Raw genomic sequence first — 23,377 nt, 5'->3', positions numbered from 1 at the left:
TCAGGTGTAGGAAGGGTACATAAGCATGTTTCAATTACAAAAATATAACACTTCTGTGAAGCAAGAGTTTTTGGCTGGCATCACAACTTTTTTTACATTTGCGTATATTCTTGTCATCAATCCAAAAATATTATCTGATGCAGGTGTACCATTTGACCAAGCGTTTACAGCAACAATTATTGCAACCGTTGTTGGAACAGTAGGTATGGCGATTTTCGCGAATTACCCGATTGTTATTGCTCCAGCTATGGGAATGAATGCATATTTTGCTTATTCTGTTGTACAGAAGGCAGAAGGGATTACATATGTAGTTGCCTTTTCAGCTGTATTTGTAACGGGGATTATTTTTCTTTTATTATCTTTTACTTCGTTTAGGCAAAAGTTAATTTTAGCAATTCCTGATAGTTTAAAGCATGCAATTGCAGGTGGAATTGGACTATTTATTGCTTTTATTGGATTGCGCCTTTCTGGAATTATCGTGGATCATCCGTCTAATTTAGTTACGATTGGTGATTTTCATTCTCCAGCTGTTATTTTAACTTTAATTGGTTTAATATTAGCGGCGGTATTAATGACATTGCGTGTGAGCGGTGCATTATTTATTAGTATGATTGTGACAGGAATTATTGCCTTCTTTACAGGGCAATTGAAGTTTGCTGATAAAATTGTGGCGATGCCTCATTTACCAGAGGGTATCATCGTTTCAAACCCAATCAATGCCTTTTCAGATGTAATTGAATACGGATTATACGGCGTTGTATTTTCATTTTTACTTGTACTTTTATTCGATACAACAGGTGCATTACTTGGTTTAATTAAACAAGCAGGTTTAATTACAGACAATACAGAGAAGCGTTTTGGTAAAGCGTTTATTGCAGATGCAATTGGCGGGACTACAGGTTCTATCTTTGGAACAAGCCCAACAGCAGCGACGATTGAATCGTCAGCAGGTATTGCTGCAGGTGGTAAAACTGGGTTAACAGGGATTGTAGTTGTTGGTCTAACAATTATAACGGCATTTTTTAGTCCTGTTATTGCTTCTTTATCAAGTGTAGCCGCTATTACAGCTCCTTCATTAATTATAGTAGGTAGTTTAATGGCACAAAGCATTCGAGATATTAATTGGAATGAATTTGAAGATGCGTTACCAGCATTTTTAATTTTTATAGGTATTCCGTTAACATCTAGTATTGCGAATGGAATTGCAATTGGATTTTTAGTGTATCCAGTCTTGAAAATTGTGAAAGGGAAAGGGATGGAAGTGCATCCGTTACTCTACTTATTTACAATTTTATTTGGATGTCATTTATTCTTATAATATAGGAGAGGGGGCTTCTTATGAGGGGCTCCTTTTTTGTGTATAATAAAGTGAAACTATAATCAGTCACGCAAAATATAAATTACTTAATGGAATATATATGTTACAATATGGATGGAGGGGGAACATGAATGGCTGTAAGTAAAATAAAAGTCGCGCGTGTTCAGTTAGATTTAACACAGCAACAATTAGCAGAAAAAGTAGGTGTTACAAGGCAAACGATTAGTTTAATTGAGAAGGGCAAATACAATCCGTCTTTAGATTTATGTTTGAAAATTTGTTATGCAGTAGATAAAACTTTGAATGATTTGTTTTGGGAGGAAAAGGAGTGATTCGATGAAAATTGTGAAAGATGAACGTTTAATGATTGAGGGGTTAAAACATATTAGATTAGTTTTCATCTTACAAAATATTTTCATACTAGGTATTGTTTTTTATCGCTACGTTTTGCAAGATGCAGGATATGAAAGTGTTTCGGATTTATTAATGGTATTTATGGGTGGGATTGTAGTTATTAACTTTTTAAATCTGAAAAATTCAGTGGAAGTGTATGAGCATACAGGGGGAGTATCACGTAGCTATTTCATGAAACTATTATTAATTCCTGTAAGTATTGTTATTGGGATTTTAGCTATTTGTATCGTTGTAACACCAGATATTTCGATAAAGGAAATTAGTATGACAGGATTTATTATGTTTGCTTGTTTTTTAGTTCCTAGTCTGTTTATATACATATATATGAAAAAGATAAAAAGTGAAGATTGAAATATAAGAAAAGCTTTCCCGTATTGCGGAAAGCTTTTCTTATATTCTTTTATACAGTACTTTATGAAGGCCAATTGGTTCAATTTCAAAGATTTCACCATGTTCTTGGAAGCCTAAGCGCTTGTAATAGTCAGCTACAGTAATTCGGCCATTACACCATAGCATATTTGCTTGACGCTCTTGTAAGATTTGTTCTGCTTTCTGAATTAAGGAGCTTCCAGCGTGGTTGTTTCGAAACTCAGGCAATGTGGCCATTCCTCGTAGACGATAATGCATACCTGCTTGTAAGTCGGGATGCATTTCCTTTGAGAAAGAAGCGATACTAATAAGTTGATCGTTTATAAATGCGCCTAAGTGGAAGGTGTCTGTTTCATAATCGGAAGGGTATTTACAATCTGCTAATGTTTGATTGGGGCGTAAAATTTTTTGACGTAATACGTAAGTTTCAGATCCCTCAATATTTTTCACGGTAATCATATTAACATCCTTTCTTATAACGCTTTTTCTGTTAATTGTATAAAGAAATAGGCAGGTGCGGCGAGAAGTCCGAGTATGCTAGCAGTTCCGAGAAGGAGTGAAAGTAGGAGGCAAGAATATTTTATTCCATTTGATTTTTTCCATCCGTAACTACAAATCTCAATACTAACACCGATGAGAATAATGGCAACGAGTATTTCGGCTAATAATAAGAGAGCTAAAGTTATAATAGACATAATGTAATCCATCCCCATAATATGTGATAGTAACATTTTACCATATGAAATGGAAAAAATGCCCCTCAATTATGTGAGGGGCATTTTTTTATTCTAATATGTTTTTTAGTGTATCGATATGTTCTTTTGAGCCTGTTACAAGTAATGTATCACCGTGTTGTAGTCTTGTATCCCCATGTGGGATTAATGCTTTATTTCCACGATAAATTTGAATGACTAGTACATCACCTAAAAACGGAAGGCGACGAAGTGCAACGCCGTTATATTTATTGCTCCGTAGTTCAACTTCACGGACTGTTTCGTTTGCTGTTGTAATTAAGCGAACGAGACTAGGTTTATCAATAAGCGCACGTAATAAAATACGTGTAGAGTTAATTGTTGAGAATACAGCGATATGTTCTTGCGTTGCTTTTTCTTGTAGAAGTGGATCTTCTACACTTGCAATAACATGTTCAACACCTAGCTCTTTTGCATGTTCTGCCAATAATAAGTTTTGTTCATCATCACTTGTTGCAACAACGACGCGATCTGCATCAAATGCTGTTTGTTCAGTTAATGATGCGATTGTGATGTCATCTAATTTCACGATAGGGAAGTCATGTGATGTCGCTTCTTCATCATTTATTTTGTTTTGACGCATCATATATAGCGTTACGTCATAATCTTCTCGTTTTAAATCTAGTGATAAAGGAAGGGTAATTCTACTCGCGCCAATAATAGCTACTTTTGGTTTTGGTGTTTCTACTTTTGGGAACATTTTTTTAAACAATATAGGTGCAAAAATACAAGTAATAACTGCGCTTAAAATAAGAGAGGCAGATAAACTTGGACTGATGATCTCCAGTTTTTCACCAATTTGTGCAGCCGCAATAACTAAAGAAAGTGTCGATGTTAATAAGATTGCACTTCCAAGTACGATATTACGCGGATACCATTTTCTTAAGACGAGTGATGGTAAGAGTTTCGAAATAAAGAGTCCTACAATTAAGATTGGAATCATTAGCATGCTAGAAGGTTCTTTGAAAATAGACCACACCTCTAGATTTACACCAACCATTACGAAGAAAATAGGGATGAAGAAACCATAGCCGATAGAATCAAGTTTTTCCACCATATCTTCATTTGGTGATAATAACGATACAAGTACACCTGCTAAGAAGGCGCCTAAAATATTTTCTGCTCCAACAGATTCCGATAACCCAACTAAGATTAAAATGAGTGCAAAAACAGCTCGTGTATCAATTTGTACACTACCAGCTTTTAAACTATCTAAGTATGGAATGTTTTTAAAACGTTTTGCAACGAAGTAAATAACAATACCAGCGCCGAATAGAAGAAGAAGAAGCCACATGCTTTGGCCGCTTTCGGAATTTAATCCGACGAATACAGCGAGTAAAATCATTGTAACTAAATCCGCAATAACAGCGACTAATAAAATGATTTGCCCAATTGCTGTTTTTCCTAAGTTATTCTCTTTTAATGTTGGTACAACAACACCTAAAGAAATAGTTGAAATAATTAAAGTCATGAACATTGCATTATCTACGAATCCTAGCCATACGAATAGTAATGATAGGGCATAAGATAAGATGAAAATAAATAAGAAGATAATGCTTGCTGCCTGAAATGTATTTGGTTCGTTTGTCGTATTTTTTTTCCCTTTTTGTTTAAAGATAGAAAAATCAATTTCTAAACCGCTTAAGAACATGAGGAAGATAAATCCTAATGTTGATAAAACTTGAAGCCATATATCTGGCTCAATAATATTAAACCCACTTTTACCTACAAAGATTCCTGCAATAATTTCTGCAACGACCACAGGAAGTGCTTTTAATTTAAAGCGTTGTAACAAAAGGGGAACGAAAAACGCGATTGCAACGACAACCATAAGTGATAGAACAGAAGTATGATGTTCCATTGCGTTCTCTCCCTTCAAATAAATATAGTACCTATTTAGCCATATAATAGGTAGAAAAGCAACGCATATGGATTCGATTTCATAAAGAAAGACTTTTCTTAACATTTGTCATAATAAGTATATTTTTCATGATTATGCTGTTAATTCCGTAATGTGGATGTAATAGAGGAGATAAAAAAAGACTGCTGAGGAATCTCAGCAGTCTTTTTCATGTACATTACATTGAGAAGAAGATCCATACAGTTAAACCAACTGTTGCAGTTGCAACGAAGAAACTGTATATCATTGTAAGAATTTGAACTCTTCCTTCTCCTTCTTTTAAATGCATGAACATAATTAATTGTAACAATGCTTGCGCAACAGCCATTATGATAATAGTTGTTAAGACTGTTGAAAGTGGCAATGTTGTGTAAAGTGCCACGTATAACGCTAGAAACGTTAATGCAAGCGATAAAATAAATCCGAAAACGTGTGACCAAGGGAATCCGCTATGCGCATGTCCGTTTGCTTGATTGTTGTTTTGAGCCATTTACGCCACCATCCCGTTCAAGTAAACTAGTGTGTAAATAAAGACCCAAACAAGATCAAGGAAATGCCAGTATAAGCTGATAATGAATACTTTACGAGCTGTAACTGGTGTTAAACCTCGTTTTAAAATTTGGATAATAACACAAATTGCCCAAATGATACCGCCTGTTACGTGGGCTCCATGCGTTCCAAGAAGAACGAAGAATGCAGATAGGAAAGCACTTGTTTGAATTGTTGCGCCTTCACCAATATACATAATGAACTCTTCAATCTCGAAGAATAGGAAACCTGCACCTAAAAGTAATGTAAGGACGAACCATCCAAGCATCGCTTTTTGGTTGTGCTTACGCATTTCGTGAATTACGATACCACATGTGAAACTACTTGTTAAAAGTAGTAATGTTTGAATTAAAAGCGTTTTAAGTTCAAACAGTTGCGCTGGTGTTGGGCCATCTGCCGTACGACCAGCAAGGACTAGATAAGAGGCGAAAAGTGTTGCGAACAGCATAATTTCAGCCCCAAGAAAAATCCAGAATCCTAGGATATTCAATCTGCTTTGTTCGGATTGATATTCCAAAGGTAAGCTTTTATCTAAAGCCGCCATATCATTTCACCTCTCATGCTATATGTTCTGTTTTTTTAATTTCATCAACACTGATATAGTAACCTTCATCATAATCGAATGAACGATAGATTAAGCAAGCTAAAATACCAATACCACCGATTGCTGCAAGCCAGAACCAGCTAAATACTAATGCGAAACCTGCAAGACCGAAGAATCCAGACGCAATAATAGGCACACCAGAGTTACTTGGCATGTGAATTGGTTTGATATCTTCTGCTGCTGGTGTAACTGTTTCTCCGCGTTTTTTCATGTACCAGAAAGCATCAGCTTCTTTAATTTCAGGAAGCTTCGCGAAGTTGTAATGTTGTACAGGAGAGTGAGTTGCCCATTCAAGTGTACGACCATCCCATGGATCTCCAGTTGTGTCACGTTCACCATGACGTGCACTCCAAATTACGTTGTAGCAAAGAAGTAGGAAGCCGATACCCATCATTACCGCACCAACAGATGCGATTTGGTTTAGCCATCCCCATCCAAGACTTTCAGAGTAAGTGTACATACGACGAGTCATACCGTCTAAACCTAAGAAGTACATTGGGAAGAAACAGATGTTGAATCCGCTCATAAAGATCCAGAATGTCCATTTACCTAGGCGTTCATTTAACATATGACCAGTCATTTTTGGATACCAGAATGTGAATCCAGCAAGCATAGCGAATACTGTACCTGCGATTAATACGTAGTGGAAGTGAGCGATTAGGAAGTAGCTGTTATGGTATTGATAATCAGCTGCTGCCATTCCAAGCATAACCCCTGTAACCCCACCGACTACGAAGTTTGGAATAAATGCCAATGACCAAAGCATTGGAACTGTAAAACGAATACGTCCTTTATACAGTGTAAACAACCAGTTAAAGATCTTAACCCCGGTTGGAATCGAAATCGCCATTGTCGAAATCGAGAAGAATGAGTTAACCGCTGGACCTGCACCCATCGTGAAGAAGTGGTGAAGCCATACGACGAAACTTAGTAAAGAAATTGCAACCATTGAGTATACCATTGCACTGTAACCGAATAGACGTTTACGTGAGAATGTACTAATGATTTCAGAGAAAATACCGAATGCCGGTAAAATAACGATATATACTTCAGGGTGACCCCATACCCAGAACAGGTTGGCCCATAACATTGGCATACCGCCGCTCGCCATCGTAAAGAAGTGAGCATCGAATAGACGGTCAAATGTCATTAATGCAAGAGCAACTGTTAATACTGGGAAAGCGAAAATAATGATAATTGTTGTAATTAAGATTGACCAAGTAAACATTGGCATTCTCATTAAAGTCATACCAGGTGTACGCATTTTTAAGATAGTAACAAGGAAGTTAATACCGGTCATTAGCGTACCGAGACCTGAAATCTGTAATGCAATTGCGTAGTAGTTATTTCCTACGCCCGAAGTAAACTCTGTACCTGCCATTGGGAAGTAAGAAGTCCACCCGGCGTCTGGAGAACCACCGATTACGAAAGCGATGTTGAATAACATTGCTCCGACAAAGAATAACCAGAAACTTAAAGCATTTAAGAACGGATATGCAACGTCACGAGCACCAATTTGTAATGGTACTACAAGGTTCATTAATCCCATAACGAATGGCATTGCCATGAAAAGAATCATTACTGTACCATGTGTTGTAAAGATCCCGTTATAGTGTTCAGCGTTTAAATAAGTTGTTTCTGGGAATGTTAACTGTGCACGGATCATTAAACCATCCATACCACCACGGAATAACATGATAACCGCAGAAATAATATACATAGCTCCGATTTTTTTATGGTCAACAGTTGTTAACCATTCGTCCCAAAGCCATTTCCATTTTTTATACTTTGTTAGTACGAAAATGATTGCTAATGTCACAAGAACGATAGAAGCGTCTGCACCGTAAATAATCGGGTCACCTGTGACAAAGAATTCATCAAGCTTCACTGTGTTCACTCCAATCTGTTGGAATAATAGCTATTATTTTTTGTTTTTGTAGTAGTTGTAATCACAATATTCAAGTGATTTTGGATCTACATAACTTAAGTGGTGACTAGAGAATGTCATACGACCAACTACACCAGGTTTAACAATTTCGTTGTACTTAGCTTCTGTTAGTTTAGGAGCAGTTTCTTGTACTTCTTTAACCCACTTGTCATATTTCTCTTTAGTTTTTGCTTCAACTTCGAACTCCATGTGTGTGAATCCTTCACCAGAGAAGTTCGCACTACGGCCTAGGTAAGAACCTGGCTTATCAGCTTGTAAATAAAGATCCATAATCATGCCATCCATTGTGTACTTCATACCACCAAGTTCTGGTACCCAGAAAGCATTCATTGGGCCGACAGAAGTCAGTTTGAATTGAATTGGTACACCAGCTGGGATGTTTAAATAGTTAACGGTTTCAATTTTTTCCTCTGGGTAACTGAATAACCATTTCCAGTTTGCAGATGTAACATAAATTTCAACTGGTTTAATATGTTTGGACTCTTTCGGAACCTCTTCCGAAGCATAAGTTGCTTTTACTGTTGGAATCGATAATGCGATAACGATAATAACAGGAACAAGCGTCCAAATAATTTCTAGTAATGTGTTACCGTGTTGTTCAGGTGGCTCATAGTCCATATTCTCTGGTTTTTCACGATAACGAATCAAGATGACTGTAAACAGAATGAATACAATTGCGATAATTAATGACATAAGCAAGAATGACCAAACAATTAAATCATACTGTGCTTTTGCAACAGGTCCTTGCGGATTTAATACTGCGAGTTTTTTATCACAGCCACCGAGGAACAGAAGTAATGATAACGGAAGAAGCGAAGCCAACTTCCAAAACGCTTTCTTTAGTTGCACGATTGAAAATCTCCTTTCTCCTTGGATTGAAACTATGCCAATAAAACAATATAAACCTATTAATTTATAGAAGGCAATAGTTTTTGATATATTGTTAAAAAATAGACACAAATGCACACTTTTTAAGGTGAATATCATTTGTAACTTGATTACATTGTAAACTATTTTCCAGAGAAAAACGTGATTGTGAAAATTTTAAGATAAATAAAGTTATACCAGGATATCCAAGAAATAGAAAAAAGCTATCTTATCATAAGAAAGATAGCTGAATATTTTGTATATTTAGTTTATTTATCGTATGACAGTTCGTGGCTGTTCAAGTGTGACAATTTTTTTATATTTAACTTGATATAAAATGTAACAAATAATCATAAATGGAATGCCACAATAAAGAGCAATTCTTTGATCTGGAATGAAAGCCAAACTAACAAATGTAATGAAATTCAGCGAAAACGCTACGATTGGAACTAGTGGATAGAGCGGTGTACGATATTTTAAATCATTTATGTTGCCACCGTTTTTCACGAAATTTCTACGGAAGAAAAACTGTGAAGCGGCGATTGACATCCAAACGACAACGGCAGCCATTGCTGCAATAGATGTTAAAACTAGAAAGACAGTATCTGCCGCAAATACACTTGTTAGTAAGGACAGGCTAGCGAAAATTAGGCTGAAAATTAATGCATTTAGCGGTACACCTTTTTTAGTTAATTTCGTAAATGCTGGACTTGCCATTCCTTGTTTTGCCATCGCCCACAGCATACGAGAATTTGCGTAGAGACCAGAGTTAGCAACGGATAATACAGCTGTAATAATAACAAAGTTCATAATGTCTGCTGCATATGGGACACCGGCTACATCAAATACAAGTACAAAGGGACTTTCGACTAGATTAGCCTCTTGCCATGGGAGTAAACCTACAACAACTGATATCGCTAAGACGAAGAAGAAGAGAGTTCGCCAAATTGTGTTTTTAATTGCTTTTGGAATTGTTTTTTCAGGATTTTCACTTTCGCCTGAAGCGATTCCGATTAATTCTGTTCCTTGGAAGGAGTAATTTACTGTAATCATCGTAAGAAGAACAGCTAATGCACCATTTGGAAATAGCCCGCCATTTTCAGTGAAATTATGAAGCATTGGAGCTGGCTTTCCATTAAAGTCTAGTAGACCGAACATAACAGCGCCGCCAAGTACGATGAAAATAACAATTGTTGCGACTTTTACACTTGCGAACCAAAACTCTGCTTCTGCATATGCTTTTGCTGATAAAGCGTTTACGAGGAAGAGTGCTGCTGCAAATGTAACGCACCAAATCCAGGAAGAAACGTCTGGAAACCAGCGTTTCATTAAAATACTTACAGTTGTTAACTCTACGCCAACTGTAACAGCCCAATTTAACCAATACATCCAACCGACAACAAATCCAAAACCAGGTGAAATGAATTTGCTTGCATAACTTTGGAATGAACCTGCTTCTGGCATAGCGACGGATAATTCACCAAGACATAACATCGTTAAATACATAACAAATCCACCGACTAAAAATGCGAGAATAGCACCACCAGGTCCGGCATTATGGACAATTTGACCAGATCCCATAAATAACCCGGTTCCGATAACACCGCCGAGTGCAATCATAAATAGGTGTCTACTTTTCATTGTTCGTTTTAAATCTGTTTGTTCAATTTGTTGATTCATATGCCCCTCACCCCGTATTTTCTTGAATGTGTGAACTTCGTTTTATTCTGAGTTTTTAATCATTAGTGGGGGATGCAACACACACTCGGTTTATTTGCTATGAAATGAATGGAGTATGTAAAAAAACGAACTATGACTAAATACTCTAAGAATGTTTGTTAACATGGTGACATCTTCACTATGTTAACAATTTTGATTTTAGCAAAATATTCTGTAAATGTATAATTATTTTTCTTTTTATTAAAAATAATTAGAATTTTTATAATTAATTCTATGAGCGATAATTCACATGATCTTTCTAGCAAACTAGTAAGAAGAAGGGTACAATGATAAGAGGTGTATCTGTAAAATAATAATTAATGGAGTTTTGTTTATAATGAAAAAGTTAAAATATCTTTTTGTTTTTGGGATTATACTTGCTGCTGCATTTTTTATAGGAAAAGATAAAATCATGCAAAAGGCGCAAGTTCTACGCTTAGAGTTTCTATCTGAAATGAAAGAAGCAGCTATGATTGAAGATGTTCCGTTTATTAAACAATTACCAGAATTACCCAGAGGGTGTGAAGTGACAAGTTTAGCTATGTTGCTGCAATATAAAGGTGTACAAGTAGATAAGATGCAACTTGCTAGCGAAATTCATCGTGTTCCATTTGAACAAAATGGTTTGCGTGGAAATCCTTACGAGGGATTTGTGGGAAATATTTATACAAAGGCAGAGCCTGGATATGGTGTATACAATAAACCAATCTTTGATTTAGCAGAAAAATATGTTCCTGAAAAAGTAATTAATTTAACAGGTAGAGACATGCAAGATATATATAAGGTAATTAGTTCTGGCTCTCCGGTATGGGTCATTATTAATACGACATTTAAGCCACTAGCTGAAAGTAGTTTTGAAACATGGAATACGAGTTCAGGCGAAGTGAAAATTACATATTATGAGCATAGTGCAGTAGTAATTGGATATGATCAAAACTTTGTATATGTAAATGATCCTCTTAAAAATAATCCACGTTTGGCTGTTCCGCGAACAGAATTTGAGAAAGCTTGGGAGCAAATGGGAAAACAAGCAATTACTATTTTATAATAATGAAAAAGTCATCTTTGGGATGGCTTTTTCTTTTTGGTTTATTAACACTGAAAATTCAGAAGATTCTTTTAAAAGTTAACGATTCACGTTATAATAACATTTAACTTGGTGAAGAAGGGGAGAAGAGAAATGGATGTTGCAAAGGAACTTGTTTTGTCAAAAAATCAGTTAGTTGAGTGGAGAAGGCATTTTCATAAGTATCCAGAGTTATCTTTTCAAGAAGAGAAAACATCGCAGTTTGTGTTCGATATACTTCGGAAATTCCCATATTTAGAAGTGTCACGGCCGACTAAATATAGTGTGATGGCAAAGTTAGTAGGTAAACATCCGGGCAAAACAGTTGCGATTCGAGCCGATATGGATGCTCTTCCTATTCATGAAGAAAATGAGTTTGATTTTATTTCTACATATAAAGGTGTAATGCATGCATGTGGTCATGATGGACATATAGCGATATTACTTGGGGTTGTACATAAGTTGGTAGAAGAAAGAGAGAAGATTAAAGGGGAGATTCGTTTTCTATTCCAACATGCTGAAGAGAATTTTCCTGGTGGTGCAGAGGAGATGGTTGCTGCAGGTGTAATGGAAGGTGTGGATTATATTATTGGTGCTCACCTTTGGGCGTCGTTAGAGGTTGGGAAAATAGGTGTTATTTATGGTCCTGCAATGGCTGCACCGGATGTTTTTAAAATTAAGATAGAGGGAAAAGGTGGACATGCTGGAATCCCTCATGAAACGGTGGATAGTATTGCAATCGGAACACAAGTCGTTTCGCAACTTCAGCAAATTGTATCTCGCCTCACGAATCCATTAGATTCTCTCGTAATATCTGTTACGCAATTTCATGCTGGGACAACTCATAATGTAATACCAGAGCAAGCTGAGATTGAAGGGACAGTAAGAAGTTTAAGACATGAATTACGAGGTGAAACAGAGAAGAAGATTGAGCGGATTGTGAAGCATATTACGGAATCTTACGGAGCGAAATATACATTTTCATATGAATATGGATATCGACCAGTTGTAAATGATTATGAAGCTACAGAGCTTATTGAACAAACGGCATTACAACTTTATGGAAGGGATAGAGTTGTTCGTTTACAGCCGACGATGGCTGGAGAAGATTTTTCAGCGTTTTTACAAAAGGCACCGGGGACATTCTTTTTTATCGGAGCGGGAAATAAAGAGAAAGGTATTATATATCCTCACCATCACCCTCGTTTTACGATTGACGAAGATGCATTACCGATTGGAGTGGAAGTCTTTGTATCAGCCATTATGAACTTTATAAGTAAAGGAGAATGAGATGAAGAAAATACACATTCTAGCGCTTATCCCAGTTCTTTGTTTAGTAGTTGGGCCAATATTTGCGAATTCAGTTACTCCTTACGTATTAGGGATGCCATTTTTATTATTTTGGGTATTATTATCAGTGTTTATTACATCTTTTTGTATGGGGCTTGTGTACGTGTTTGATCCTGCTAATAAGGAGGATGTAAAATGACTGCATTACTTATCATTATTTTATTTTTGTTTCTCGCACTATTTTTAGGGATTCGGGCACAACATGGAAAAGATATGAATTTAGAACAATGGTCAGTTGGAGGAAGAGGATTTGGCACTATTTTTGTTTTTCTCCTTATGGCAGGTGAAATTTATACGACGTTTACATTTTTAGGGGGAAGCGGCTGGGCGTATAGTAAAGGAGCACCTACCTTTTATATTTTGGGATATGGTGCTTTAGCTTATCTTTTATCGTATTTTTTATTGCCACCCATTTGGAAGTATGCGAAAGAGCATAACCTTGTTTCACAGTCAGATTTTTTTGCGAAGAAATATAGAAGTAAAGCGCTTGGACTTATTGTTTCGATTGTTGGTGTTGTTTCCATCATCCCATATCTTGTTTTACAGTTAAAAGGACTGGGAATTATCGTTTCAGAAGCTTCTTACGGAAGGGTGTCACCTGTTGTTGCAGTATGGATCGGTGCTATTGTTATAACTATATATGTAATGGTTTCAGGTATACATGGTTCGGCTTGGACGGCTGCTTTGAAGGATATTATGATACTGTTTATCGTTATGTTTTTAGGTATATATTTGCCGTATCATTATTATGGAGGATTTCAGCCGATGTTTGAGGCTGTAGAGGCAGCGAAACCGGGATTTTTATCTTTACCTGAAGAAGGAATGAGTATTTCTTGGTTTGTTTCTACTATTATATTAACGGCCCTCGGTTTTTATATGTGGCCTCATACATTTGCTTCTGCTTTTTCTGCAAAAAATGAAAAAGTATTTCGTAAAAATGCAGCAATTATGCCATTGTATTCTTTAGTTTTACTTTTCGTATTTTTTGCAGGATTTGCTGCTATATTGCAAGTTCCTGGGTTAAAGGGAGCGGATGTAGATCTTTCGTTATTCCGTCTTGCTTTACAAACTTTTGATCCTTGGTTTATTGGAATTATTGGTAGTGCGGGAGTATTAACGGCATTGGTTCCAGGGTCTATGCTTGTTATGGCGGCTTCTACACTGTTAGCAAAAAATATTTACCGAACGATAGTCCCGTCTGCTTCAGATAGACAAGTTGCTAAGATGGCAAAATTATTTGTGCCTGTAGTAACGCTCGTGGCAGTTTTATTTACATTTAAAGGAGGAGAAACAATAGGAGCACTTCTATTAATGGGATACAGTATCGTTACACAACTTTTCCCTTCACTTGTATGTAGCTTGTTTCCACGTCAAATTATTACGAAGCAAGGGGCGATTGCAGGAATGGGAGTTGGGCTATTAGTGGTCGCATATATTACCTTATCTGGTTCAACTATAGCCACGATGTTTCCGAGTTTCCCGCAGTATATAAAAGATTTGAATGTAGGTATAGTCGCATTGTTAATTAATATAATTGTGATGTTTGTAGTTAGTGGATTTACAAAAGGTGTATTTATAAAGAAAAACACTATAATAGTAGAAAAGTAATTCGTTTATCCTGCATTAACGGGCAGTAAGACCCCCACCTCAAAATTCAGCGGAAGCAAAGAAGTTAGGTGGGGATTAAACTGTCCGTAAAAGCCCGATTGGTGAGGGTTGATTAAAGTTTTACTTTATTAGAGCTATCTTTGAAAAGAGATAGCTCTTTTTTTGTATATATTTCCTTCTATTAGCGGAATCTAACTAAAAACTTGTTGAAAAGGAAGCTAGGTGGGGAAATTGTTAGAGCTTGAAGGTAACTTATTTGAAGTTATGAAAGAAATTAGGGATGAGTTAGGTTCACCTAATGATTTAACAATTAGAGAAGTTGCTCTTGCTGGGAGTTTTACACGTTGTGCGGTTGTGTTTTTATGTGGATTGACAGATAAGGATAATGTTTATAAATATGTCATTCGCACACTGCAATACGAAGAAATTATAAATGAGGAAGCTGTTGTTCAAACGTTATTGGATCGTTTTATTTCTATCGCAGAAGTGGGCGTAAAGACGAAGTTTCCAGATATTATGAATGCGATATTAGCGGGAGATACAGTTATATTAATTGATAATATTCAAACCGCTATCGTTATTAATAGTAGGGCCTGGGAGAAGCGAAGTTTAGAACCACCAGTGACAGAAGATTTAATACGCGGACCGAGAGTTGGATTAAATGAAGATATTAATGTGAATAAAATGTTAATCCGACGCAGTTTACGCGATCCAAAGTTGAGGTTCCAATCTTATATTATGGGGAAGCGATCGCAGAAAGAAGTAACCCTAGTATATATAGAAGATATTATTAATCCTCACATTGTAAAAGAGCTAGATCGCCGTCTTCAATCAATAGTGACAGATGTCGTTTTGGAAACAGGTACGATTGAACAATTAATTCAGGATAATAATTTATCCCCATTTCCACAGTTTTTGAATACAGAGAGGCCTGATAATATTATAGCCTCATTAGCGAAAGGGAAGGCGGCAATTTTAGTAGACGGATCCCCGTTTGCTCTTATTGCACCACTTGTGTTTGTTGATATTTTTCAATCTGTAGAAGATCATTACGAGCGCTGGGTGATTGGAACGTTATTAAGATTTTTACGTATGGGTTCAGGCATAATTGCGGTTTTGTTACCAGCTATGTATGTAGCACTTGTATCTTATCATCAAGGACTTATTCCTTCTAAACTGGCTTATTCAATTGCAGGTGCGAGGGAAGGTGTTCCGTTTCCTGCATATATTGAAACGTTAATGATGGCCTTGACTATGGAATTAATACGAGAAGCTGGAATCCGATTGCCGAAACCGATGGGACAAACGATAGGGATTGTAGGAGGTCTTGTAATTGGAGAAGCTGCGGTAAATGCAGGGATTGTAAATCCGTTTTTAGTTATTATTATTGCAGTTACTGCGATTGCTACGTTTTCGCTTCCTGTATATAGTATTACGATTACGTTCCGAATTTTACTTTTCGTCTTTGTATTAGCTGCAACGGCTTTTGGGCTGTATGGAATCATTCTAGCTCTGATCGCACTTGCTATTCATATTACAAATTTAACAAGTGTTGGTATACCGTATACAACTCCAATTGCTCCTGCATTTTATAAAGATTGGAAAGAAGAATTTATTCGCATGCCAAAATCGATGTTGAAAGATAGACCAGAGTACTTACAAACAAAAGATTCTACAATACGTCCAAAGGAGCGAAAATAAGTGAAACCATTTGAGTATGGCGATGAAGAGATTGGATCTCGTGAAATTGGGTTTGCGGTATCATCGACCATTATTGGTATAGGGGCATTGTCTATGCCAAGAGATATCGCTAACCAAACTTTATTTTCGGACGGTTGGATTATCTTGCTTTTGGGTGGATTGATCTGCGCAGTTTTAGGTTGGTTTGTGACGAGGGTGGCTATCTTATTTCCAAAACAAAATTTTGTTCAATATACGAGTGCGCATTTGACGAAGCCTGTTGCATACACAATTAGTAGCATTTTAGTATTAACGTTTGCTGCTTTGACAGCATATGAATCGCGAATGATTTCAGTTATTTCTCAAACGTATTTATTTAGTGATACACCGATACAACTACTGTCTTTCTTCTTCTTATTAGTTGTTATTTATGGCATAGCAGGATCAAGAGCAGCCTTATTAAGGTTAAATGTTATATTCTTACCTATTGTTTTAATTGCGATAGTGCTTCTTTCTTTATTAAATATAAACTTAGTGGAAATCAATAATTTACTACCAGCTTTTCAAACGAAAGTAAGTCAATACGCTGTTGGAGTTAAAAATTCTATTTTTACGTTTATTGGATTTGAAGTAGCTCTGTTTTATGCGGTGTTACTGAATGATAAGACAGCGAAAAAAGCGCCGATGGCAGTTGCGAAGGCGGTGATGGTAAACGTGTTGTCATACATTTTAATTTATGTAACTTGTATTAGTGTTTTTACGTATATGACAACACGTGGATTGACATATCCAACAATTGAATTAGGGAAAGAAATTGAAATTGGTGGAGGGTTTTTAGAAAGGTTTGATGCGATTTTTTTTACGACTTGGATTATTACAATTTATAACACTACAGCAATGTATTATGACGTCGCATCTTTATTATTTTGTGCTATGTTTCCGAAAGTGAAGAAACATATTTTTATTTTCGTAAGTGCCCCAATTATTTTTATGGTGAATATGATACCTAGTAGTTTGAATACTTTATCAAGTTATGGAACTTATTTAGCTTGGATAGATATGGGGTTTGTCGTGTTAGCACCTTTATTGGTTTTTATTGTATATAAAATAAAAAGAAGGAATGGTAGAAATGAAACACCTTCTTAAAATTATAATAGTTATGTTTTTTGTTGGACCTATTAGTGGGTGTTCTGAGTTACAAGAAATAGAAGAAAGAGGATTTGTAGTAGGTGCAGCCTACGATATTGTGAAGGAAAAGAAAGTGAATCCAATTATGAAAGGGACTTATCAGATGGTACTCCCCAGTAAATTGTCTCAACAGGGTGGACAAGGGAGCGGAGATAGTGAAAATTATATTAACGTAAGTGCGAAAGCAGATAGCGTCTTTGAGCAAATAAGAATAATTGCTAAGAAAATTAGTCGAACATTATTTTTTCCGCATATACAAGTTATTATTTTTTCGGATGAATTACTAGCGAATCCGTATGTTTTGCAAAATACGTTAGACGTATATTTTCGTGATCATGAAATGAGAAGAAATATTCGTTTGTTCGTTTCGAAGAAAAATGCAGAATCTATTTTAAAACAAAGTGCAAAACCTGAAAACTTACCGGCGCAGTACATTGATATGTTAGCTGAACATCCTCCGAAAAACGCTCAAATGATTGAGGCGGCGAGAATTGGTGAAGTACAAGGGAAAATGATTGCAGATCGAAGTTTTGCACTACCTCTCTTAGGGTTAACTAAACAAGGTGTACAAATGGAAGGAGCGGCATTGATCCGTGGAAAGGATAATAAGTGCGTTGGAACTTTGAGTGGAGAACAAACATTAGGAATGAACTATATAATAGGTAAAAAAATTGAAGGTTTCTTTACTGTTCGTAAAAAAAATCAGCTTATTACATATGAAGTTCATAAATTGCGTCGGAAGATTAAGGTGTCTACGGAACATGCTACAAAACCGAAGTTTGATATTCACGTGTTTACAGAAGGGACATTAGCTGAGCTGCATTTTAATGAACCAAAACAAGTGATGAATGAAAAGGTTTTAAAGAAAGAGCTTTCAAAGGAAATGAAGAAGCGTATTGAAAAGTCCATACAGCTTGTTCAAAAAAAATATAAGGTAGACGTATTAGAACTAGGAGAGGTATATAAGAGGCATAATTATAAAGAGTGGAGAAAAATCAGTAAGAATTGGGATCAAGGCCAGAATTATTTTAGTAATGCTGAAATTACTGTTTACGTTCATCCGACGATTGAACATTCAGGTTCAGCTTTACCGAAGAAAGTGAAGTAAGGTGATATAAATTGTTTACTGAATTGGGAATTAGTTGCACAATATTAATGGCGGTGCTTCCCGGAGCTATATATTTCATTCATAAAAAACTCACAACGTATGGAGCGCAGCCGTGGAATACTGATGTACAAAAAAAGAAACCTGAATGATTTTCAGGTTTCTTTCGGACAAAGCATATGTGAAGGGGGATGCCTTCTATGTATGCTTTGTTTTATACAAGCCCTAACCAATGTACCAATTGTGTAGAGAGGAATGTAACAACAATGGCGATAACGGTAGGGATTGCAAACGATAAGAATGTCCATTTTGCACTTTTTGTTTCTTTGTATATGTTAACCAGTGTTGTTCCGCACGGGAAATGAAGAAGTGAGAACAACATTGTGTTTAACGCTGTTAACCAAGTCCAACCATTTTCTAGGAATAGATTTTTAATTTGATTAAAATCATCTATTTCAGTTAAAGCCCCAGTTGATAAGTAAGACATTAATAAAATTGGGATTACAATTTCATTAGCAGGTAGTCCAAGAATGAATGCAGCTAGAATAAACCCGTCAAGTCCTAACATTTTAGCAAATGGATCTAGGAAATTTACAAAATACATAAGTAAGCTTGTGTCACCGATAAAAATGTTAGCAAGTAACCAAGTTAATGCAGCTGCAGGGGCAGCAACAACTATAGCTCGTTTTAAAACGTAGATTGATTTATCGAGTGTTGCGCGAACAATTGTATTCCAAACTTTTGGCTTGCGGTACGGAGGTAACTCAAGTGTGTAGTGAGTTGGAACCCCTTTTAAGGCTGTTTTTGATAGTACCCAAGAAACAGTTAATGTCATAATAACACCAAGTACAACCATTCCAACTACAACGCCAGCAGTAACCAATGTTTGCATACTGCCTGTATAACCAGCAGCCATAAATAGTGAAGCCATTAAAATTAACATAGGCCAGCGACCGTTACAAGGAACGAAGTTGTTCGTTAAAATTGCTAGCATACGTTCACGTGGTGATTCAATGATACGTGTTGACATAATGGCTGCTGCATTACAACCAAATCCCATTGCCATTGTTAAAGATTGTTTCCCGTGTGCGCCGGATCGTTTGAATAAGCGGTCCATATTAAACGCGACACGTGGTAAGTATCCGTAGTTTTCTAATAGCGCGAACATAGGGAAAAAGATTGCCATAGGTGGTAACATAACGCTAATAACAGCACCGATACCACGGAACAAACCAAGTATTAAAATGCCATGTAACCATTCAGGTGCATGCGCTGCTTGGAACCAAGATGTTAAATATCCTTCGGCCCATCCGAAGAATTCGGCAATCATATCAGATGGTACGTTAGCGCCTGCAATTGTAAGATAAAAAATAATAGATAAAATACCGAGCATAATTGGGAATCCCCAGATTGGAGATGTGAAAATTTTATCTAGTTTTTCGGAACGATATAATTTATCAGTATTTGTATATTGGACAGATTCTTTACATATGCTTGCAGATGTTCGGTAAATATCTCCGACTATATCATCTCGTATATCTTCTTTTGAAAGTGTTTGTGCATGTTGAATAATATAGTCTAATGGAAGAGCTTTACTGGCTGAGTGAGATTCCATTAATTACGACCTCCCTTACAAGTGGTTCATTATGGTGTTTTTGAAGTGTAGTTAAGAAATTTTTATCTCCATCTAATATACGTAACGCAATCCAACGTGCTGGATACGTATCACCGAACACTTTATAAATTTGTGGTTCTAATTCCTGAATCATATTTTCGATTTTTTCGCTGTAAGTAATTTTAATTGGTGTTGGAATTAGTTTTTTATTTGCTACTTTTGCAATAACATTTAGCAAATGACCAATACCTACTCGGTTACGTGCTGAAATTTTAACGACAGGTACACCAAGTGATTTTGCTAATTTCTTTTCATCGATAACAATCCCTTTTTTCTCGGCTTCATCAATTAAGTTAATGCAAATGACTACATTGTTTGTCATCTCCATCACTTGAAGTGCTAAATTTAAATTTCTTTCCATAGCAGTTGCGTCTATAACAACTACAGTTACTTCTGGTTTTTCAAATATAATATAATCCCTCGCTACTTCTTCGTCTGCGGAATTTGAGTATAGTGAGTAAGTTCCCGGTAAATCTATTAATGTATAATTACTTCCGTTATGTTCATATTCTCCTTCAGCTTTTAAAACAGTTTTTCCCGTCCAGTTTCCAGTATGTTGTTTTAAGCCTGTTAAAGTATTAAATAATGTACTTTTCCCTGTATTCGGGTTACCAGCTAAAGCGATACGATGTTTGCTCATCTGAAATCATCTCCTATTAATACCCCGAAAATAAGGGAGCTTTCTTCTTTACGCAGTGCAATAGTTGTGTTGCTCACTTGATAAGCGACCGGATCTCCAAGTGGACTGCGTTGCAATACTTTAATCGTCGCCCCCGGGATAAATCCCAAATCTAATAAGCGTCGTTTCATAGTTCCTTCTAATTGTATCTTCTCAATTTGTACAAACTCTCCTATTTTAAATTCGGAAAGTGGTTTTATATTAGCCGATACCATAAAAGTTACCTCATCTCTATATTTTTAGTTTGAGTTTAAAAAGTTTCCTAAGGTAAACTTTTTGTTAGTAATATAGTAGACTACATTGGATTATGTTGTCAATTAGTACTTTAAAAATATTCATTTATTTTTAGAATTGTTCCAATTTATTTAGTTGTACTAAAAATATTACTGAAATTATTTTTAATGTGCATAAATTAGGTGTGTAAAATTACAAAATACAGCGGAATTGTAAATGTAACTTTAACGAAAAGGGAAAAAGAGAAAAACATTTACATTGAATTTACATTGTTAAGAATATATTTACATTGCAGCGTAGTTAGTGTGGTTTTTGTTGGGTTATTTAACTATAAATGTTGGGATTTCTAGCTTTTAAGGATTATTATCGTCATTTACTTAAAATTAAAAATTGCTTAACACTCACATAATATTGTTGTCCTACAATGAATTTGTGTTCGAAAGAAAATGAATTCGAAAAGTGATAATCCAAATGGGGGTACAAGACATGGTTATGAAAAAAGGTATTAAATTTTCTTTAGCAGCTTTAGTGGTAGCAGGAGCATTAGTTGGTTGTGGGAAAGCAGAAGATACAACTAGTAAAGACACTGCTAAAGGAAGCGATAATACAAAACAAGAATTATCAGGTACGATTGCAGCGGCTGGTTCTACAGCTCTTCTACCTCTTGCGGAGGAAGCTGGAAAGAAATTCATGGAGAAAAATTCAAAAGTTTCTATTCAAGTTCAAGGTGGCGGTAGTGGAACTGGGATTAACCAAGTAGCATCTGGTGCAGTACAAATTGGTAATTCAGATGTTCCGTCCGGAGATAAAATAAAAGATGCTGAAAAGGCGAAAGAATTAGTAGATAACAAGGTAGCGGGTATTGCATTCGCTCTTGTCGTAAATAAAGATGTAAAAGTTGATAACTTAACAATGCAACAAGTACAAGATATCTTCACTGGAAAAGTAACAAACTGGAAAGAAGTAGGCGGAAAAGATGAAAAAATCAATGTAATTAATCGTCCGGCTTCATCTGGTACACGTGCTACATTTGAAAAAACGATTATGAAAGACGCGAAAATTAATGATGGAACTGGTACAACACAAGATTCTAACGGTGCAGTAGAGCAAGCGATTAACTCTACTCCTGGTTCGGTGAGTTATTTAGCAATGTCTTACATGGTGGGCGAGAAAAAAGGCGCACTACAAACAGTGAAAATTGATGGTGCTGAACCGAAAGTTGAAAACATCGCGTCTGGTAAATATCCATTCTGGTCTTACGAATATATGGTAACAAAAGGTGAAGCGAAGGAAGCGACGAAAGCTTACATCGATTATGTAAAAGGTAAAGATTTTGAAAAGCAAGTAGAAGATATGGGCTACATTCCAATGTCTAAATTAAATAAGTAATAAAATTTTATGGGGCTGGCTGCAAGGCCAGTCCTGTTCATTTCAATCTGTGAAGTGGGGTCTGTCCTGTGATGAAGGGGAAAAAGCAAATTAATTACGTGAAAAGTGAATATATAGGAAGATCACTTGTTACGTTTTGTGGTATTTTTATTGTTTTAATTACATTAGCTATTATTGCGTTTATTTGTGGTAAAGGTATTCAATCTTTTACACAAAGTGGTATCTCATTTACTGAGATGTTAACATCGACAAAATGGAATCCAAATGCTGATCAAGGATCCTTCGGGGCTTTAATTTTCATTGTAGGTTCAACGGTGGTTTCGTTAGGTGCGGTTATTATTAGTGCACCAATTGCTATAGCTCTTGCTATATTCATGAATTTAATTTCGCCAAAGTTTGGAAATAAAGTATTGAAGCCTGTTCTAGAATTGTTAGTTGGTATTCCTTCGGTTGTATACGGATTATTAGGTGTTACGATTTTAGTACCACTATTACGTGATTCGTTTGGGGGAGTAGGCTTTAGTTTAATTGCAGGTATTGTTGTATTAAGTATTATGATTTTACCTACTATTGCTAGTATCGCTTCTGATGCAATACGTTCTGTTCCATTTGATTATTTAGAAGCTTCTTATGGTCTAGGATCAACGAAATGGCAAGCGATTAGCCGAGTGATTGTTCCTGCTGCGAAAAAAGGGATTTTAACAGGTGTTGTTTTAGGCTTAGCGCGTGCTTTCGGTGAAGCGTTAGCGGTTCAAATGGTAATCGGGAATACGATTAAATTACCAGAAGGAATATATAGTCCGACAGCGACGTTAACTGGTATTTTAACAATGGACATGACGAATACATTGAACGGAACTGCTTGGAACAATGCGCTATGGACTTTAGCGATGATTTTACTTGTTATTTCATTCCTGTTTATTTTAGTAATTCGAGCGATTGGGCAAAGAGGTGAGCGATAAT

The 23,377-nt window shown here is 36.2% G+C and carries 23 protein-coding genes; 12 read left to right on the top strand and 11 right to left on the bottom strand.

Going from position 1 to position 23,377, the window contains the following annotated elements; translation table 11 throughout:
* Positions 1-25: 25 nt before the first annotated feature.
* From IQ781_RS12135 to IQ781_RS12125, 3 genes are all read left to right on the top strand, one after another.
* Positions 26-1,318, top strand: a complete 1,293-nt coding sequence (locus IQ781_RS12135; protein ID WP_000487192.1) for an NCS2 family permease — start codon at positions 26-28, stop codon at positions 1,316-1,318.
* A 131-nt stretch (positions 1,319-1,449) separates the two neighbouring features.
* Positions 1,450-1,650, top strand: coding sequence for a helix-turn-helix transcriptional regulator (locus IQ781_RS12130; protein ID WP_000301182.1), 201 nt, complete (start codon positions 1,450-1,452; stop codon positions 1,648-1,650).
* 4 nt (positions 1,651-1,654) lie between these two features.
* Positions 1,655-2,083, top strand: coding sequence for a hypothetical protein (locus tag IQ781_RS12125; protein ID WP_000706637.1), 429 nt, complete (start codon positions 1,655-1,657; stop codon positions 2,081-2,083).
* A gap of 39 nt (positions 2,084-2,122) precedes the next feature.
* On the opposite strand, the gene IQ781_RS12120 is transcribed toward IQ781_RS12125, so the two are convergent.
* The 8 genes from IQ781_RS12120 to IQ781_RS12085 form a co-directional block, all read right to left on the bottom strand.
* Complete coding sequence (locus tag IQ781_RS12120; protein WP_000633769.1) at positions 2,123-2,560, bottom strand: GNAT family N-acetyltransferase; 438 nt, start codon at positions 2,558-2,560, stop codon at positions 2,123-2,125.
* Positions 2,561-2,574: 14 nt separating this feature from the next.
* Positions 2,575-2,832: a DUF4022 family protein gene (locus IQ781_RS12115; protein ID WP_000926991.1), complete on the bottom strand. Its 258-nt coding sequence runs from the start codon at positions 2,830-2,832 to the stop codon at positions 2,575-2,577.
* 52 nt (positions 2,833-2,884) lie between these two features.
* Positions 2,885-4,714 (bottom strand): monovalent cation:proton antiporter family protein, encoded by a 1,830-nt coding sequence (locus tag IQ781_RS12110; RefSeq protein WP_000399966.1) that lies wholly within the window; start codon positions 4,712-4,714, stop codon positions 2,885-2,887.
* A 217-nt stretch (positions 4,715-4,931) separates the two neighbouring features.
* Positions 4,932-5,243, bottom strand: a complete 312-nt coding sequence (gene qoxD, locus IQ781_RS12105; RefSeq protein ID WP_000068425.1) for a cytochrome aa3 quinol oxidase subunit IV — start codon at positions 5,241-5,243, stop codon at positions 4,932-4,934.
* Positions 5,244-5,846: a cytochrome aa3 quinol oxidase subunit III gene (gene qoxC, locus IQ781_RS12100; protein WP_000729316.1), complete on the bottom strand. Its 603-nt coding sequence runs from the start codon at positions 5,844-5,846 to the stop codon at positions 5,244-5,246.
* 13 nt (positions 5,847-5,859) lie between these two features.
* The gene (gene qoxB / locus IQ781_RS12095) at positions 5,860-7,794 is read right to left on the bottom strand and encodes a cytochrome aa3 quinol oxidase subunit I (RefSeq protein ID WP_000762366.1); all 1,935 of its coding nucleotides are present in this window, start codon (positions 7,792-7,794) and stop codon (positions 5,860-5,862) included.
* Between the two features lie 33 nt (positions 7,795-7,827).
* Positions 7,828-8,703, bottom strand: a complete 876-nt coding sequence (locus tag IQ781_RS12090; protein ID WP_001176165.1) for a cytochrome aa3 quinol oxidase subunit II — start codon at positions 8,701-8,703, stop codon at positions 7,828-7,830.
* 291 nt (positions 8,704-8,994) lie between these two features.
* The gene (locus tag IQ781_RS12085; RefSeq protein WP_001075758.1) at positions 8,995-10,401 is read right to left on the bottom strand and encodes an amino acid permease; all 1,407 of its coding nucleotides are present in this window, start codon (positions 10,399-10,401) and stop codon (positions 8,995-8,997) included.
* 376 nt (positions 10,402-10,777) lie between these two features.
* On the opposite strand from IQ781_RS12085, the gene IQ781_RS12080 reads away from it, so the two are divergent.
* The 7 genes from IQ781_RS12080 (at position 10,778) to IQ781_RS12050 (ending at position 18,440) form a co-directional block, all read left to right on the top strand.
* Positions 10,778-11,488 (top strand): C39 family peptidase, encoded by a 711-nt coding sequence (locus tag IQ781_RS12080; RefSeq protein WP_000734490.1) that lies wholly within the window; start codon positions 10,778-10,780, stop codon positions 11,486-11,488.
* 132 nt (positions 11,489-11,620) lie between these two features.
* Positions 11,621-12,796 carry an amidohydrolase gene (locus IQ781_RS12075; protein WP_000382128.1) on the top strand — a complete coding sequence of 392 codons (1,176 nt, stop codon included), beginning with the start codon at positions 11,621-11,623 and terminating at the stop codon, positions 12,794-12,796.
* A gap of 1 nt (position 12,797) precedes the next feature.
* Positions 12,798-12,995, top strand: coding sequence for a DUF3311 domain-containing protein (locus IQ781_RS12070; protein ID WP_000719833.1), 198 nt, complete (start codon positions 12,798-12,800; stop codon positions 12,993-12,995).
* On the top strand, positions 12,992-14,464 hold the full coding sequence (locus IQ781_RS12065; protein ID WP_139847065.1) for a sodium:solute symporter family protein: 1,473 nt from the start codon (positions 12,992-12,994) through the stop codon (positions 14,462-14,464). The genes IQ781_RS12070 and IQ781_RS12065 overlap by 4 nt, the downstream gene beginning before the upstream one ends.
* A 222-nt stretch (positions 14,465-14,686) precedes the next feature.
* Positions 14,687-16,165 (top strand): spore germination protein GerLA, encoded by a 1,479-nt coding sequence (gene gerLA / locus IQ781_RS12060; protein ID WP_002023287.1) that lies wholly within the window; start codon positions 14,687-14,689, stop codon positions 16,163-16,165.
* Positions 16,166-17,290, top strand: coding sequence for a spore germination protein GerLB (gerLB, locus tag IQ781_RS12055; protein ID WP_000802003.1), 1,125 nt, complete (start codon positions 16,166-16,168; stop codon positions 17,288-17,290). It begins immediately after the preceding gene.
* The gene (locus IQ781_RS12050; RefSeq protein WP_000681619.1) at positions 17,274-18,440 is read left to right on the top strand and encodes a Ger(x)C family spore germination protein; all 1,167 of its coding nucleotides are present in this window, start codon (positions 17,274-17,276) and stop codon (positions 18,438-18,440) included. Before gerLB ends, IQ781_RS12050 begins: the two co-directional genes overlap by 17 nt.
* A 211-nt stretch (positions 18,441-18,651) precedes the next feature.
* On the opposite strand, the gene IQ781_RS12045 is transcribed toward IQ781_RS12050, so the two are convergent.
* From IQ781_RS12045 to IQ781_RS12035, 3 genes are read right to left on the bottom strand one after another with little or no spacing between them, the layout of a single operon-like run.
* Positions 18,652-20,052, bottom strand: a complete 1,401-nt coding sequence (locus tag IQ781_RS12045; RefSeq protein WP_000443605.1) for a nucleoside recognition domain-containing protein — start codon at positions 20,050-20,052, stop codon at positions 18,652-18,654.
* Positions 20,030-20,752 carry a FeoB small GTPase domain-containing protein gene (locus IQ781_RS12040; RefSeq protein WP_000033865.1) on the bottom strand — a complete coding sequence of 241 codons (723 nt, stop codon included), beginning with the start codon at positions 20,750-20,752 and terminating at the stop codon, positions 20,030-20,032. The genes IQ781_RS12045 and IQ781_RS12040 overlap by 23 nt, the downstream gene beginning before the upstream one ends.
* Positions 20,749-21,006: a FeoA family protein gene (locus IQ781_RS12035; RefSeq protein ID WP_000252982.1), complete on the bottom strand. Its 258-nt coding sequence runs from the start codon at positions 21,004-21,006 to the stop codon at positions 20,749-20,751. The genes IQ781_RS12040 and IQ781_RS12035 overlap by 4 nt, the downstream gene beginning before the upstream one ends.
* Positions 21,007-21,511: 505 nt before the next feature.
* Between IQ781_RS12035 and IQ781_RS12030 the strand changes: the two genes are divergently transcribed.
* A complete protein-coding gene (locus tag IQ781_RS12030) occupies positions 21,512-22,414 on the top strand; it encodes a phosphate ABC transporter substrate-binding protein PstS family protein (RefSeq protein ID WP_000245108.1) in 903 nt (300 codons plus the stop codon).
* A 71-nt stretch (positions 22,415-22,485) separates the two neighbouring features.
* Positions 22,486-23,376 carry a phosphate ABC transporter permease subunit PstC gene (gene pstC, locus IQ781_RS12025; RefSeq protein WP_000676676.1) on the top strand — a complete coding sequence of 297 codons (891 nt, stop codon included), beginning with the start codon at positions 22,486-22,488 and terminating at the stop codon, positions 23,374-23,376.
* Position 23,377 lies beyond the last annotated feature (1 nt).

The sequence above is a fragment of the Bacillus sp. N447-1 genome (assembly GCF_022701035.1).
GTDB lineage: Bacteria > Bacillota > Bacilli > Bacillales > Bacillaceae_G > Bacillus_A > Bacillus_A cereus.
Note: the sequence above shows the minus strand (reverse complement) of the source record. Positions and strands in the feature narration are given on the sequence as shown.